Genomic DNA, 15,072 nt, shown 5'->3' on the forward strand with positions numbered 1-15,072 from the left:
GTCAGGGCCCGACCAGATATCTGGTCGGGCCCTGACTCTTTCTCAGGACGAGCGGCTCGGCGCTAGTGGCCGTGGCCGCTGTTGCCCTGGGTCGGAGCCTGCTGTTGCGTTGGCGCCTGCTGCTGGGCCGGAGCCTGCTGGGCAGGCGCTTGCTGCTGGGCGGGAGCCTGTTGCTGCGTGGGAGCCTGCTGGGCCGGAGCCTGCTGGGCAGGCGCTTGCTGCTTGGGGGCTTCCTGCTGTTGGGTCGGACGCTGCTGCGGGCGTTCCTCAGAGGCGGTCCGTTGCTGGGTCGGTCGTTCCTGCTGCTGGGTCGGTCGTTCCTGTTGCTGCGTGGGAGCCTGCTGCTGGGTCGGTCGTTCCTGCTGTTGGGTCGGACGCTGTTGCGTTGGCGCCTGCTGTTGCGTTGGGGCCTGTTGCGACGGAGCGGACTGCTGCGTCGGCGCCTGCTGTTGCGTTGGCGCCTGCTGCTGGGTCGGAGCCTGTTGCTGGGTCGGAGCCTGCTGCGGGGCGGGGGTCACGCCTGCATGGCCGTTCGCCTCGCCGCCGATCTGGCCCGGTCCGGCCTGGCCGCTGGCCCCACCGCCGACCTGCCCATTGGCGCCGCCAGGACCGACCTGGCCGTTCACCTGGCCGCCGACCTGCCCGCCAACTTGCGGAGCGGTCTGCTGTGTCGGAGCCTGCTGTTGCGTCGGCGCCTGCTGCTGGGTCGGCACAGCCTGCTTCGGCGGAGCCGTCGGCCGAGCCTTCTGCTCTTGCGTGATCTGCGTCTGGATCTGCGCCTTCGCCTGCACGGACACCCGCTGCTGCTGCTGTTGCTGCAGGGTCAGCTGCTCTTGCTGCAACGCCTGCACATTGGCGGTGATCGACGGGGTCGTGACCTGGGCCGCGGCCTGGACCGCGCCAGACAGGGCGACGGAGTTGTCGTCCCGGTCGCGCGGCTGGGTCGGACGCAAGGTCGTGGGCCGGTCAGGCCGGTTGGGGTCCGCCGTTGCGCCAAGGGTGACCTGTGCGTTCAACGATCCCGCGTACGGGATGTTCACGGCGACCTTCGCGCTGGCATCGGCGGCCTGCCGTTGCAGGAACTGGTCCTGCTGCAGCCGGACCTGCACCAACGGAGCCGCTTCTCTCGCGGCGCGGGCGGCGATGTCGTCGGTCCTCAAGGTCACGAAGGCGCCGGTGCGCACGAGCTCCCTGGTCTGCCTGGGCACCTGGATGTCCACAAACTGGCCGAGCGAGACGTTGATGTTCACGACCGGGATGAAGGGCCGCAGCCTGCTGGTGTCCACGTACACGTTGAAAGCCGCGTCGTTTCTGCCGGGGTTGTGCCTGCGCCACTGGTCCTGGTCGTACTGGCGGCGTTGGTACACGGGGTCGTTGTGGTACCAGCGGTCCTGGTAGTAGCCCTGGTATTTGGTGTACCACTTGTCGCGCCAGGAGGGGTCCTGCCGGTCCTCGTTGTGGCCGCGACGCTGGCCCCACTCGTTGTAGCCGTCGCGGTGCCAGTTCTGGTGGGTGCTGTTGTCGTAGCGCCAGCCCGAGTAGTTGTAGCCGTAGCGGTCGTAGCCCCTCTGGTCGTAGCCCCAACGGTCGTAGCCGTGGCGGTCGTAGCCGTAGCGGTCGTAGCCCGTGTGGTCGTAGCCGTAGTGGTTGTAGCCGTCGAGGCCCCACTTGTACCAGTCGTCCCGGTCGTACCCGTAGAGGCTGTCCCAGCTCGGGTCGTAGTAGCCGAGCTCCTGCTGGTTGAGCGTCGCGGCGGCGGGGGTGGGGTCGGTCCAGTCCGCTTCCGGCGCGGAGGGGGCGTTGCTGATGTCGGCGCCCGCGACCGTGGCGGGCGGGGCCGGCGCCGCAGACGCGGCGGCCTGGGTGCTGTAGCCCCAGCTCGGCAGCTGCGCCGCGGCCAGGGACGGAACCGAGCCCTGCGCCGAGCCTTGGGCGTCGGCGGCCAGGCTCGCGTCGGGGGCGGCAGGGAGGTCGGCGGGCGGGGGCACGCTGTCCGCGAGGTTCTGGTCCAACTGCAAGTACAGCTGCTGCAGGCCTGCGCGCTGGTTGACGTCGGGGATGTTGGTGCCGTCGTCGAGCAGTTGCTTCGCCTGGTTCAGGTAGTTGCGGGCCTGTCCGAGGTCGTCCGCGCCGAGCGGGTTCTTCGACAGCAACGCCTGCGCGTTCTTCAGATTGTTGGCGACATCGTTGACGGCCACCGATTGAGCGTGGTCGGCGAAGACGGATTTCTCCACTCCCCACAACGCGTCGCCCGGTCCGGCGTTGTACGTTGCGACACCGGTGCCGGTGAGGGCGGTCGCGGCGACGGCGACGCTCGCGGCGAGCTTCGGTTTCGCCAAGAGAAATGCCAGCGCTTTACTGGACCCGGCCATTGGAGCCTCCTTGCTTCGTTGGTTGCATCTTGAGTCTCACAGACCAGGGTCACAGAACGCTGTCGGGAATCTGGATGTTGTCTGTGAATGGCGCCGGTCACTGCGTGTGGCGCCGTGGCGACCGGAATTCGGAGTCCAGACCAGCGGTTTTGCCGTCGTCGGCCATGCTCGGCGCGGCTTGGGTAAGGCATACCTATGGACGGCCCGGTTGGATTCAGGCATACTGAAAGGCGCAGCGACACCTACGAGGAGGCCACGTGCGCGACGTCATCGAGGGATTTCTGACATTCCAGCAGGAGATCTACCCCAACCGGCTGGAGCTGTTCAAGAAGCTCGCCGAGGCGCAGAGCCCCAAGGCGCTCTTCATCAGCTGCTCGGACAGCCGCGTCGTGCTGGAGATGCTGACCCAGCAGGGGCCGGGCGACTTGTTCGTCATCCGCAACGCGGGCAACATCGTCCCGCCCTACGGCCCTGAGCCGGGCGGCGTCACCGCGACGGTCGAGTACGCCGTCGCGGCGCTGCACGTGACGGACATCGTCGTGATGGGGCATTCGAACTGCGGTGCGATGAAGGCGATTGCCGCGGGGCAGCCGCTCGACAACATGCCTGCGGTGAGCCACTGGCTGCGGTACTCGGATTCGGCCAAGGCGGTGAACGAGGCGCGCGAGTACGGGTCGGCGGACGAGAAGTTGAACGCGCTCGTGCACGACAACGTGTACGCCCAGATCGCGAACCTCAAGACGCACCCGACGGTCGCGCTCGCGCTCGACCAGGGGCAGCTGGACCTGCACGGCTGGGTGTACGACATCGAGGCCGGGGTGATCGACGCGTTGGACGGGCCGAGCCGCACGTTCGTGCCGCTCGCCGAGAACACCAAAGTCAGCGCGCTCTCGACCAAGCTGGGCTAGGCCGCCCGCCTGCTCGGAGCGCGACGACTTCTAGAGCGCGACGACCCCTAGAACACGACGACCGAGCGCAGCACGCGGCCTTGGTGGATCGCCTCGAAGGCTTCCTCCACGCCGCCGATCCCGATGCGCTCGGTGACGAACTTCTCCAGCGGCAGCCTGCCTTGCAGGCTCAAGTCCACGAGGGCGGGGAAGTCCCGCTCCGGCAGGCAGTCGCCGTACCAGGCGGATTTGAGCGAGCCGCCGTGCGAGAAGAAGTCCAAGAGCGGCATGTCCAGCCGCATCGTCGGGGAGGGCACGCCGACCAATACGACCGTTCCGGCGAGGTCGCGGGCGTAGAAGGCCTGCTCCCAGGTCTGCGGCCTGCCCACCGCGTCGATCACCACGTCCGCGCCGAAGCCGCCGGTGAGCGCCTTGACGGCCTCGGGCACGTCGACATCCGGGCCGGAGAGGACGGTGTGCGTCGCGCCGAGCTCGACGGCCCAGTCGAGTTTGCGCTGGTCGACGTCGACTCCGATGATTACCGAAGCGCCTGCGAGCCGTGCGCCCGCGATCGCGGCGGTCCCGACCCCGCCGCAGCCGATCACCGCGACGGAGTCGCCGCGCGACACCGCGCCGGTGTTCACAGCCGCGCCGACGCCTGCCATCACCCCGCAGCCCAGCAAGCCCGCGACAGCAGGGTCGGCGGCGGGGTTCACCTTTGTGCACTGGCCCTGGTGGACGAGGGTTTTCTCGATGAACGCGCCGATGCCGAGCGCAGGGGTGAGCGCGGTGCCGTCCGTCAGCGTCATCGGCTGCTCCGCGTTGAACGTGTTGAAGCAGTACTGCGGTTTGCCCTTCTTGCAGGCGCGGCATTCCCCGCAGACTGCCCGCCAGTTGAGGACGACGAAATCGCCCGGCGCCACATGGGCGACGTCGGAGCCGACTGTCTCCACGATCCCGGCGGCTTCGTGGCCGAGCAGGAACGGCCATTGGTCGGCGATGTTCCCGTCCCGGTAGGCCAGGTCGGTGTGGCAGACCCCGCAGGCCTGGATCTTCACGACGACTTCGGCGGGCCCAGGATCGGGGACCACCACGTCCACGAGCTCGACGGGCGCGCCCTTGGCCCTGGAGATCACACCTTTGACGGTCTGCGGCATGGCTGCCTTCCTTCACGACGACGACGGCTGGGGGCATGCGGAAATCCGCATACCCCCAGCTTAGTCAGGGATCAGGTCCCTTTGACGTTGAGGATCTGTCTCAAGGTGTGCAGGACGGTGACCAGGTCCTTGGCGTCCGCCATGACCTGGTCGATGTCCTTGTACGCGTCGGGGATCTCGTCGATGAACTCGGCGCCGTCCCGATACTCGATGCCTTCCATCCGGGCCCGCAGATCCTCGAGGGTGAACCGCTTGCGCGCCTCGGTCCTGGAGAACCGCCTGCCCGCGCCGTGCGGCGCGGAGCACAGGGCGAGGGGGTTGCCCTTGCCTTCGACCACGTACGACCGGGTGCCCATCGAACCGGGGATCACCGCCTTCACGCCCTCGTGCGCGTCCACCGCGCCCTTCCGGGTGAGCCACACCTGCCTGCCGAAGTGCTCCTCGCGCACGGTGTAGTTGTGGTGGCAGTTGATCCGCAGCGCCTCGCCCGCGTCGTCTGTGCCGAGCCATTGGGCGAACACGAGCGCGAACCGGTCCATCATCTCGGCCCGGTTCAGGTAGGCGAACCGTTGCGCCCACTTGAGGTCCGCGAGGTACCGGCGGAACTCGGGCGTGCCCGAGGGCAAGTACGCGAGGTCCTGGTGCGGCAGATCGATATGCCAGGTCTTGCTCAGCCGTTGCGCGATTTTGATGTGCTTCTGGGCGATCTTGTTGCCGACGCCCCGGCTGCCGGAGTGCAGGAACAGCCACACCCGGTCCGCCTCGTCGAGGCAGAGCTCGATGAAGTGGTTGCCGCCGCCGAGCGAGCCCAGCTGCTCCCGCCACTTCGGCGAGTGCGACAAGTCCACGTCCAGCTCCTCGGCGAGCGCGGCTAGCTCCCGCTGGCGCGCCTCGGTGAACTCGAAGCGGTTGTCGCGTCCGTTGTAGTTCCCCGGGGAGAGCGGGATCGCCCCTTCGATCGCCACGCGCAGCTCGCTCAGCGCATGCCCCGCCGCGATCCTCGCGTCGACGTCCGCCTTGGTGCGGCTGGTCTGCACGCCGATCATGCCGCAGCCGATGTCCACGCCCACCGCCGCCGGGATGACGGCGTCCTTGGTCGGGATCACCGCTCCGACCGAGCTGCCGAGCCCGACGTGCGCGTCGGGCATCAACGCCACGAACGGCTCGACGAACGGCATCTTCGCCACTTGGTGCGCCTGGTCGAGCACCCCCGGCTCGACCACGGACGCGAAGTTGCGCACGCCGCGCACTTTCTGGTCTGCGGTCGCGATGTCCGTCGAATCGGTATCGGTCATCATTCGGCCCCCTTTCTCGCTCAATGCTCGGCCGGTGGAGGATTGTGCCGGGGAGAAGTCATGGGCGCAAAGGGTTTTCTCAGCCGGGTTCGCCGTCGGGGCCGGAGGCCTCCCAGTCGGCTGCGGCGAGGATGGCGAGGAAGGACTGCGCGCACAGGTCGCGGAGCTCGGCCTTGTCGATCTTCGGGTCTTCGAGCCAGTTCAGGCACAGCTCTTTGACGCACATGATGCCGCCGTGGACGGCGAGGCGTTGTTGCTCGGTTGGCTCGCCCGCCTCGGCCCGGAGCGCGTCGAGCATCCGGTTGCTGTGCGCGACGAACGCGTCGGCGGCAATGGCGCGGACTTCGGGGGCGGGGGCGTCCGGGCTTCGATAGATGTTGAGGAACGCATAGCGGTGCTCCTCGACGAAGTCGATATATTTTCCGAGGGATTTGAACAGCCGCTCGACCGGGGGGCTGTCTGGGTCGGGCTCGGTCAGCTCGAACAAGGTGTTCGCCTTGTACTGGACGATCTCCATGGCGAAGGCCCGTTTGCTGCCGAAGTAGTGGTAGACGAGCCCGGCGGAGACTCCGGCGGCTTTGGCGACATCCTCCATGCTCACCTCGTCGAAGGATTTGTTGACGAACATGTCGTGGCCGACGCGCATCAGCTCCTCGCGTCGTGCCGCGGGGTCGCGCCGGGTCCGGGGAGTCTTTGACATGGGCTTGTCGGTGATTATGGCAGGAGAGCTGCCTGTTGGCGCGGCAACGGGGCGCCGGGTTCTCTCAGCCGGGCTCGCCGTCGGGGCCGGAGGCCTCCCAGTCGGCTGCGGCGAGGACGGCGAGGAAGGACTGCGCGCACAGGTCGCGGAGCTCGGCCTTGTCGATCTTCGGGTCTTCGAGCCAGTTCAGGCACAACTCTTGGACGCAGATCATGGCGCCGTGGACGGCGAGGCGTTGTTGCTCGGTTGGCTCGCCCGCCTCGGCCCGGAGCGTGCCGAGCATCCGGTTTTCGTGCGCGAGAAGGGCTGCGGCGTTGATGGCGCGGACTTCGGGGACGGTGCTGTTGGGGCCTCGATGGACGTCGAGGTACCCGTCGCGGTGCGTTTCGGCGAAGTCGATGTATTTTTCGAGGGACGTGAACAGCTGCTCCACCACAGAGGCGCCGGGGTCGGGCTCGGTCAGCTCGAACAGCATCAGGGATTTGTGCTGGACGACCTCCATGGCGAAGGCCCGTCTGCTGCCGAAGTAGTGGTAGACGAGCCCGGCGGAGACTCCGGCGGCTTTGGCGACATCCTCCATGCTCACCTCGTCGAAGGGCCTGCCTGTGAACAATTGGAGGCCGACACGGATCAGCTCCTCGCGTCGCGCGACGGAGCTGAGCCGGGTTCTGGGAGTCTTCGACATGGGCTTGTCGGTGATTATGACAGGCGAGTGCTCGGCGTCGCGGCAACGAGGCCATGGGGCGGGGGCGGGGCGCCCCTTGTCCGACGAAACGGCTGCCGGTCGGTTAGACTGAGCCCCTATTCCAAAGTGGGTTGGAGCAGAGAGGGTTTGACGTGGGTGTCTCGTGCGTTGCGCACAGGTCCCTTTTCCGGGGTGTGCTCCGTCGCGACCGATTTTTCGGCGTCTGCGCGGTGCTCGTGGCGGGTGTGGCCGGATTCGGCTCGACAGGGTGTTCCGATGCTTCCCGCGCGTCTTTCGCCGAAGACACGAGAGTGCCTGCGGAGGAGCCTCCGCTGCCCCCGTTGACCTCCGCGCCGAAGCCGCCAAGGCCGGCGAGCTGCGACACGTGGCTCCAACTGGACAAGAAGCTGCGCCCGCTCTACGACCGGCTGGTCCAAGCGGCCCCGCCGTTTGAAATCAACGAAGAGCCCTCGTGGACGTGGAACGCGGACGTGAAGGGGGCGCTGGAGGCGCTGTACGCGGAGATGCAGGCGCAGATCCCCGTGTTGAAGAAGCTGCCCGACTCCGACCTGCCCGAGAAGTTGGTCTCGTTGAAGGTGACGTATTCGGATACCGCGACCAACTACCAGTACATCTTGGACAACGAGCAGATCAAGGACGATCCGAAGCGCCCTCAGCCCTTTCCTTCTGGGGTCGACTATATCGAGATCACCCTGAAACCGGACGGGTCGCGGAAGTACGTCACCGATTTCTGCAAAGCCTGATAAACCACGACAACATGAGCAAAAGGAAGCGAACCTGAAATGACAATGCCCACGCAGCAGAGCCCGGCCCCCCGCCCGGTCCAGCAGCCGTCGCGCCCGCAGGTCAGTCCTGCAGATTTGGAGAATTCGCTGCGCGTGGTGGGGACGATCGCGCAGGCTTTCTCCCGGAAGGTGGTGGGGCAGGCGAGCCTGCAGCAGACGTTGCTGATCGGCCTGCTCTCGGGCGGGCATATCTTGTTGGAGAGCGTGCCGGGTTTGGCGAAGACGACGGCGGCGAAAACGCTGGCGCAGTCGGTGCACGCGCATTTCCAGCGGATCCAGTGCACGCCGGACTTGTTGCCGTCGGACATCATCGGCACGCAGCTCTACGACGGCTCGAAGGGGCAGTTCCACACGGTGCTGGGCCCGGTGCACGCGAACATCGTGCTGCTCGACGAGGTGAACCGCTCGTCGGCGAAGACGCAGTCGGCGATGTTGGAGGCGATGGAGGAGCGGCAGAGCACCATCGCGGGCAAGGTCTACAAGATCCCCGAGCCGTTCTTGGTGTTGGCGACGCAGAACCCGGTCGACCAGGAGGGCACCTACCCCCTGCCCGAGGCGCAGATGGACCGCTTCATGCTCAAGGAGATTTTGCAGTATCCGTCGCCGGAAGAAGAGGACGAGATCATCGCCCGCCTGGAGGCGGGGGTGTTCCGGGAGGGCAACGCGACCGCGCCGGTGGCGAGCCTCGACGACATCCGCCGGATCCAAGCGGTGGTGGAGAACATCTATCTGGACCGCTCGGTCACCCAGTACATCACGCGGATCATCCATGTGACCCGCCATCCGCAGCAGTTCTTGCCGCCGCAGTTGGCGGGGTTGATCGAGTACGGGGCGAGCCCGCGCGGGACGATCGCGTTCTGCAAGGCGGCGCGGGCGCACGCGTTGCTGTCCCGGCGCCCGCATGTGACGCCGGAGGACGTGCGGGGGGTGGCGCACCGGGTGCTGCGGCACCGGATCAGCCTGGGGTTCGAGGCGACCGCGCAGAAGGTGACCCCGGAGATGGTCGTCGACGCCATCCTCGGCGCGGTGCGGATCCCGTGAGCAAGAGCTAAGGGCTATGGGGCAGATACTCGACCACATCAGGAGCCGGGTGCTCGGACGGGCGAAGATCGGCAGCACGCGGCGCCGTTCGGAGGGCTTGCTCGAGGGCGCGCACCTGTCGATGTCGCACGGGCGCAGCCAGGAGTACGACGACCTGCGGCAGTACGTGCAGGGCGACGACGTCCGCGATGTCGACTGGAAGGCCTCGGCGCGGTCCGGCAGCCTCCTGGTCAAACGCTACATCGCGCAACGCCAGCACCGGTTGCTGCTGGTCGCCGACGTGGGCAGGGACATGCTGGGCCGGACCCCCTCCGGTGAGCGGAAGAAGGACGTGGCGCTGAACGTGCTCGGGGCGGCCGGACTGACCTCCGCCGCGCACGGCGACGAGATCGGGCTCACCTACGGCGATTCGCGCGGTTCCCAGCAGGTCCGCCCCCGGCGCGGGGAGAGCCACCTGGAGACCCTCCTGAAGAGGGTTGTGGAGCATGAGAGCGCGGCGGGCTCGGGCCTCGCCGCGCAGCTGCGCCACATCCGCCACCACAACAAGCACCGCCATGTCGTCTTCATGGTCTCCGACGAGCCGGATATGGACGACGACCTGGTCAACGAGCTCCGCCTCGTCGCATCGAGGCACAAAGTGTTCTGGGCTGTCATCCAGGACGAGCCGCTGCTTCCCGCGCTCGCGGGCAAGGACGGCGCGATCGACGTCGGCACCGGCGAATTGCTCCTGCCCTGGTCGGCGATCCCTCGGAACGTGCTCGCGTCTTTCGAGGAGTCGGAGCGCCACCGCCTCGCCGACTTCGAGGCCAGGATGCAGACCGTGCCGGTCGCTTGGACGCGAATCTCGGGCACGGGGGACATCGTCCGAGAGCTGGCCGCCATGATCCGCAGGAGCAACCACCATGGCGCATGATTTTTTCGCGGGCAACGTCCCGTACGTCGCCACCCCTCTGGGCTACTCCCATTGGTGGCTGGCGCTCGCCGTCCTGCTCGTCGTGCTGGTCGTGCTCTGGTGCGTCGGGGCTGTGCTGTGGACCTTGCCCGTCTCGCTGTTGCGCAAGATCCCGGTGCTTCGGGACATCACGAGGGCCGTGCTGCGCAAACGGTTCGCCGCTGCCGTGGACCGTGTGGAGAAAAGCCTGCTCACGGGCGAGCTCGCTCCGCGTGAGGCCCACCATCGGCTTGCCCGCACCCTGCGGGTCTACCTGCATTTCCAAACCGGGCAGCGGACGCATGTCATGGGGTTGTCGGATATCGAGGCGGGCGAGCTCAAACCTGCCGCACGGGCTTTCGAGCTCGTGTCGCACGGGCAGTTCGGCTTCGCGGAGAACGTCGATGTCGCGCATACGGCCAGAGTCGTCAAGGAAGTGGTCACGTCATGGCGTTAAGCGCACCCTGGTTCCTCTGGACGGGCTTGCTCGGTCTGGCCCTGGTCGGCGCATTGGCCTGGTTCCTGCCCTTTTTCAAGGCCCCGGCGCACCTGCCGCAGGTGAGCCGTTCGAGCAGGCTGACCCAGCAGCCGCAGTATCGGCGGGCGCTGCGGCTGCATCGGATCGTCGTCCGCTGCCTCGTGGTCGGGTCCGTGTTGTTCGCCATCGCGGTCGCGGTCGCCCTGGCAGGCCCGCTGGGGGCGGCTTCGAGCCAGGACCGGCCGGTGCGCAAGGGCGACGTGATCTTCTGCAGCACGAGGGCCTTCGGCGATGATTTCAGCGGAACACAGTACCCGACCACCCAAAGCTTTTTCGAATTCCTCCGAGACAAGCAGGCACTGCTCACCCACGAGGGGCTCGGGTTGAGCGGCGACATGCTCCGACCGATTCCGCTGACCAGCGACCAGCAGTTCCTCAAAAACAGGCTGGACATGTATGTGGACTTTGGCAGACGCGGCAAGGAGATTTACAAGAGCCCACAGAGCGGGGACTACCTCAGGTACCAACAGGAGCTCAGCCGGTTCACCGGCGGCCCGTTATCGAAGAAACCCGCGTTCAGCGACTATTCCTTCCATGACTACACGTTCCCTCACATTGATGGCGTGACCGACCTGCCGCCGCAGACTGAGACGATGTTCCTGGACATCGACCGGTTGGGCTTCTGCCTCAGCGGCTTCTCCCGCCGAAACGCGAGCTCGTCGCCCCAGTCGCTCATCATTTTCGACGACGAGTCCAGGCTCCTCGACCCCCTCGACCAGCTCTCGTACGACCTCAAGCGAGGGGCGGTCAGGCCGGAGGAGATCAAGCCGATCTTCAAGGAGACGGACCTCCTCGCCCTGGCGCAAGACCTCAAAGTCACGGTGAGCGTCGTCGTCAAGGCGAACACCGACCCGAACGGGGGCCGCCCGTCGCGGAGCAATCCGCTCGACCCCGCCCATCCCAGCGCCGCAGTGGTGCTCTCGCAGCAGACCGGAGGCGTCGCCTGCCAGTTCTACGATTCGGAGTCCGACTTGGGCAGGCTTGGCTATGAGAGCTCGTCCACGACGTACAAGCAGTACATCGACCGCTCGGTCAAGGACGAACGGCGCTGCCTGCAGAAGGCGTGGAACAGGGTGGCGCGTCCCGAGGACACCTCGCTCACGTCGCGAGAGCGTCCGAAGGAGCGGCCCGAGGTCCCGCTCGCGTTCGCGCTGATGCTCGCCGCCGGGCTCGCGGGCCTGTACACCCGGGTGGGCGCATGAGCTTCGACCCCTTCTTCCCGGTTTGGCTCCTCGTCCCGGTCTCGCTCCTCGTCCTCGTCGCGCGCGTGTTCTCGTTGTGGCAGATGTTCCGGCACGCCAAGGGGGTCTCCGGCCTCCGGCTGCTCGGCAGATTCGCCCGGTGGGGGGCGATCACCTTTTCCTTCTCGATGGTGCTGGTCGCGGCGTTCGGGCTGGAGTCCTCCAGCAGCTCGTACACGATCACAACGATCGACTCCAAGCGGGCGACGGAGAACGATTACGAAACCAACGTGTTCCTCGTGGTCGACCGTTCTCTGTACAGCCTCGCCCGCGACCAGCTTCCAGGAGATCCGCCCCGGACGCGGTTGAACACGATCCGCGACGACGCCGCCGCGCTGCTTGAGAAGTTCTCCGGGGCGAAGTTCGGCGTCATCGGATGGGGCCGCTCCGCAGATGTCGAATGGCCGCTCTCGTCAGACCGCTACACGCTCGGGGCCGATCTGCAGGGCCTGACCGCCTATGCCCCGGCGAGCGGGGGATACTCCCGGGAGGACTACAGCCAAGTCGACACCGGGGCTGCCGCGGCGCAGCTCAAGCGCATGCTGGAGTACCAGCGCGAGAACTACCCGGAGCGGGCCAATGTGGTCGTGTATTTCGGGTGCGGCGAAAGCAGCCAGCAAGCCGCGCTGTCCTCGTCCTCCTTGCAGTCCGTTGCCGGGCTCGTCGACGCGGGCGTGGTCCTCGGCTACGGGTCGAAAACCGGCGGGGTCGTCCTGCTGAACCAGGAGCACAGCGCCGAGCACCCCGCTATGAAAGACCCCGACAACAGCAAGAACGACCTCTCCCTCTTCTACCGGGAGGAGACGATGCAGCGGATCGGCTCGGAAATGAACCTGCCCTACCTGCACCGCGAGCGGAACGAGAGCATCGACGACGTCGTGAAGGCCATCAAAGGCTCGGGGAAGGCAGAACGGCCTGGGGAGGTCATGACCTTCCCGGGCGTCCCGCTGTACCAGTTGCCGCTCATATTGGCGCTCCCGATAGCTTTGGCCGAGTGCTACCGGTTCATCCGGGCGCGCAGGCGGATCCACTGGAGCACTCGTGCAGTCCGGGGGGCGTCCGCATGAGCGCAGAGCAGATCAACATCCAGCTCGCGCGTTTCGCGCGGCTCGCCTTGTGGCATGCCAAACGCGCCGCGCGGAGCTTCTTCGGGTTCGCGAACTGGGGTCCGAGCCGGAAACGGCTTCGACAGCGACTGCTGGTTTGGCCTGCGCCCGCCATGGCGCTGCTGCTCCTCATGTCGTGGAAGGCGTGGGGCGTCGTGCATTACGGCGACAAAGCCGTCGAAGACCACATAGCCAAGCAGGACCTCGCCATGCGGGCAGACATCGAAGAGCTGCGGGGCGCGAGCCTGACCGACTCCTGGCGCGTCCATTTCTTCGAAGCGAGCCAGCTGCTCATCGCCTCGACGAACCCTCCGCTGGACGTCGTCGACCGAGAGCTTGTCGCCGCCCTCGCCGACGCGCCCGCCGAGGACACGTGTGGGATCCGAGTCGACTTGGTCGGCGTCCGAGAGCTCTGGGGCGACCAAGCGATGGCAGACGGCCGGTTCTCTCCGGCTGTCCAGCGGCTGCGGGAAGCTCTCGACTTCGCGGAGCATGCTCCGGGCGGATGCTTCCAAGGCTCGAAGGAGTCGAACCTCGGATTCCGCCAATGGCTCGAGCAGACGAAAGACCGGCTGAACCTCAAGATCAAACTCATCCAGGAGGGCAAGCTGGTCTATGAGGGCGGACGATATGCCTATCCCGTCGGCGACGGCCCGGCAGGGATCGGGTTCCCCGGCGACGACCAGATGACCAAGGCGTGCGCGGACCTGCCCGATGACTCCGCAAAGGCCCAATGCATCAAGGACAACAAGAACATTCCGCCGAAACCGGCGCAGAACCCGCAGTCCGACCCGGACCAGCCTGCGCCGCCGGACCAACCGCCCCCGCCAACGCCGGAGCCGCCGCCAACGCCGGAGCCGCCCCCGGACCAACCGCCCCCGCCGGAGCCGCAACAGCCCGCTCAGCCGCCGCCCCCAACCCCGCGCAGGGACGGCAATGCGCGGCCTCAAACGCAGGCCGACCCCGACCTCACCGGCAACGGCGAGGAGCTGAGCGTCGGCAGGGGCTCGTCTCTGGACAAACTGAAGAAATTGCTCCAAGGCTATCGGGCGAACCAAGACGAGAAGGAAGGCGCTCCCACGAGATGACGGCCTTGTTGTCGACGAGCGAACCCGCCCTGCGCCGCATGAGGCGACGGGCCGACTGCTCGGCTGCGAGTCTTCCCGCATGAACAGGGCGGAGGTTATTCGGCGCGGCGTTGCGGCGGCGGTGCTCGCTGCGGCGCTCGGGGCCGCGGCTTCCGGGCAGGCGGTCGCCGACCCGGGCGGATCGCAGGCGGCGCGCTGCGCGGCGCTGCGCAAGGACAACCAGCGGTGGGTGTACGCGAACGACGTGGTGGAAGGCGCGAACGGCGCGTTCCAGGCCACGTATCAGCGCGCGATCGAGACTTCGCGGGCCGAGGACAGGTTTTGGACCAAGGACGAGCGGGCGCATATGGCCAGGGTGGCTGGGCCGGTGGTCGACGCGTTCGCCGACCTGCGGCCGCTGGTCCGCTCGCTTCTGGACGACGTGCGCTCGTTCGAGGGGCCTGGCGCCGGCTCCGACCTCCTCGACGCGGCGGCCGAGATGGAGCGGCAGTACATCGATTTCGACCGCTACCTCGGGCAGCAGGTCTCGTTCTTGCCGGTGTTCCGCGACTGGCTGGAGCAGGGCGCCGACCCGCGCCATATGCCTGCCGGGGCTCCCGACCCGAACGGGGCCGATCCAGAGGGCTTCGCGAACGCGCTCCGCGAGTTCCTGAGGCTGAGCGGGTGCTACGAGTAGCGGCTAGGGGTTGATCTCGAAGTAGCCGTACATGTCGCCGTCGAACTCCTCGCCGTACTGGTGCGCCTTGCGGAAAGCGGCTCCGTCGAGCATCACGAGGGCGATCGGCCGGGACTCGCAGGCCTGGGCTTCGGCGGGCAGGTTTCTCGGCGGAGTCGCGAGCTCGGCCCAACCGGAGTCCTGGCCTGCGCCCACCTTGCGGGAGTCGCCGGGCGCGAAGCCGATCCCCGGCAATTCCTGGTGGAAGCGCTGCTGAATGCGCCCCCAGCCGCCGGCCGCCGGCTGGCTGCTCTTCGCGTAATACGGGCCGTAGGCCGTGAGCAGCAGTTTCTCGCGGGTCAGCGTGGCGCTCGGATACGCCGCCTTGAACACGTTCAAGAGCGCCACCCGCTCGCCCTCCCGCGTGTCGTCCCGCATGCTGTCCCACGGCTCGTCGCCACGGTCGTCGATCCGTTCGGTCGGGCACGGGTTGTCGGGCACAGCCTGCGCCGGGGCGGCGCACAGCGCGAAGACGGGAAGGGCGGCCAAAGCCAGTCGAGCCAATCGCAT

The 15,072-nt window shown here is 67.3% G+C and carries 15 protein-coding genes; 9 read left to right on the top strand and 6 right to left on the bottom strand.

The features are described 5' to 3' along the window. Positions 1-62 precede the first annotated feature (62 nt). A complete protein-coding gene (locus ACRC20_RS00005; protein ID WP_438684275.1) occupies positions 63-2,372 on the bottom strand; it encodes a hypothetical protein in 2,310 nt (769 codons plus the stop codon). Between the two features lie 257 nt (positions 2,373-2,629). Between ACRC20_RS00005 and ACRC20_RS00010 the strand changes: the two genes are divergently transcribed. Then, entirely contained in the window at positions 2,630-3,280 is a 651-nt protein-coding gene (locus ACRC20_RS00010; RefSeq protein ID WP_438684276.1) for a carbonic anhydrase, read from the top strand. Positions 3,281-3,327: 47 nt separating this feature from the next. Here the strand turns inward: ACRC20_RS00010 and ACRC20_RS00015 are convergent, their stop codons facing one another. The 4 genes from ACRC20_RS00015 to ACRC20_RS00030 all read right to left on the bottom strand — a co-directional run bounded on the left by ACRC20_RS00015 (position 3,328) and on the right by ACRC20_RS00030 (position 7,096). Continuing rightward, complete coding sequence (locus ACRC20_RS00015) at positions 3,328-4,416, bottom strand: S-(hydroxymethyl)mycothiol dehydrogenase (protein WP_438684277.1); 1,089 nt, start codon at positions 4,414-4,416, stop codon at positions 3,328-3,330. A 71-nt stretch (positions 4,417-4,487) separates the two neighbouring features. Then, positions 4,488-5,711, bottom strand: coding sequence for an RtcB family protein (locus tag ACRC20_RS00020; protein WP_438684278.1), 1,224 nt, complete (start codon positions 5,709-5,711; stop codon positions 4,488-4,490). A 79-nt stretch (positions 5,712-5,790) separates the two neighbouring features. Further along, complete coding sequence (locus ACRC20_RS00025; RefSeq protein ID WP_438684279.1) at positions 5,791-6,411, bottom strand: TetR/AcrR family transcriptional regulator; 621 nt, start codon at positions 6,409-6,411, stop codon at positions 5,791-5,793. A 64-nt stretch (positions 6,412-6,475) separates the two neighbouring features. Beyond that, complete coding sequence (locus ACRC20_RS00030) at positions 6,476-7,096, bottom strand: TetR/AcrR family transcriptional regulator (RefSeq protein ID WP_438684280.1); 621 nt, start codon at positions 7,094-7,096, stop codon at positions 6,476-6,478. A 311-nt stretch (positions 7,097-7,407) separates the two neighbouring features. Here ACRC20_RS00030 and ACRC20_RS00035 point away from each other — a divergent pair, with 311 nt between their 5' ends. The 8 genes from ACRC20_RS00035 (at position 7,408) to ACRC20_RS00070 (ending at position 14,523) form a co-directional block, all read left to right on the top strand. Beyond that, positions 7,408-7,860, top strand: coding sequence for a hypothetical protein (locus ACRC20_RS00035; protein ID WP_438684281.1), 453 nt, complete (start codon positions 7,408-7,410; stop codon positions 7,858-7,860). A 45-nt stretch (positions 7,861-7,905) separates the two neighbouring features. Beyond that, a complete protein-coding gene (locus tag ACRC20_RS00040; RefSeq protein WP_438684299.1) occupies positions 7,906-8,943 on the top strand; it encodes an AAA family ATPase in 1,038 nt (345 codons plus the stop codon). Positions 8,944-8,959: 16 nt separating this feature from the next. Further along, positions 8,960-9,856: a DUF58 domain-containing protein gene (locus ACRC20_RS00045; protein WP_438684282.1), complete on the top strand. Its 897-nt coding sequence runs from the start codon at positions 8,960-8,962 to the stop codon at positions 9,854-9,856. Continuing rightward, complete coding sequence (locus ACRC20_RS00050; RefSeq protein ID WP_438684283.1) at positions 9,846-10,331, top strand: hypothetical protein; 486 nt, start codon at positions 9,846-9,848, stop codon at positions 10,329-10,331. The genes ACRC20_RS00045 and ACRC20_RS00050 overlap by 11 nt, the downstream gene beginning before the upstream one ends. Beyond that, entirely contained in the window at positions 10,322-11,614 is a 1,293-nt protein-coding gene (locus ACRC20_RS00055; protein ID WP_438684284.1) for a hypothetical protein, read from the top strand. The genes ACRC20_RS00050 and ACRC20_RS00055 overlap by 10 nt, the downstream gene beginning before the upstream one ends. Next, complete coding sequence (locus ACRC20_RS00060) at positions 11,611-12,720, top strand: vWA domain-containing protein (protein WP_438684285.1); 1,110 nt, start codon at positions 11,611-11,613, stop codon at positions 12,718-12,720. The genes ACRC20_RS00055 and ACRC20_RS00060 overlap by 4 nt, the downstream gene beginning before the upstream one ends. Then, positions 12,717-13,847 (top strand): hypothetical protein, encoded by a 1,131-nt coding sequence (locus tag ACRC20_RS00065; protein ID WP_438684286.1) that lies wholly within the window; start codon positions 12,717-12,719, stop codon positions 13,845-13,847. The genes ACRC20_RS00060 and ACRC20_RS00065 overlap by 4 nt, the downstream gene beginning before the upstream one ends. 79 nt (positions 13,848-13,926) lie before the next feature. Beyond that, entirely contained in the window at positions 13,927-14,523 is a 597-nt protein-coding gene (locus ACRC20_RS00070; protein ID WP_438684287.1) for a hypothetical protein, read from the top strand. A gap of 3 nt (positions 14,524-14,526) precedes the next feature. Here ACRC20_RS00070 and ACRC20_RS00075 read toward each other — a convergent pair whose 3' ends face one another. Further along, positions 14,527-15,072 (bottom strand): hypothetical protein, encoded by a 546-nt coding sequence (locus tag ACRC20_RS00075; RefSeq protein WP_438684288.1) that lies wholly within the window; start codon positions 15,070-15,072, stop codon positions 14,527-14,529.

Source organism: Segniliparus sp. (assembly GCF_051660745.1).
In the GTDB taxonomy this organism is placed as follows: Bacteria; Actinomycetota; Actinomycetes; order Mycobacteriales; family Mycobacteriaceae; genus Segniliparus.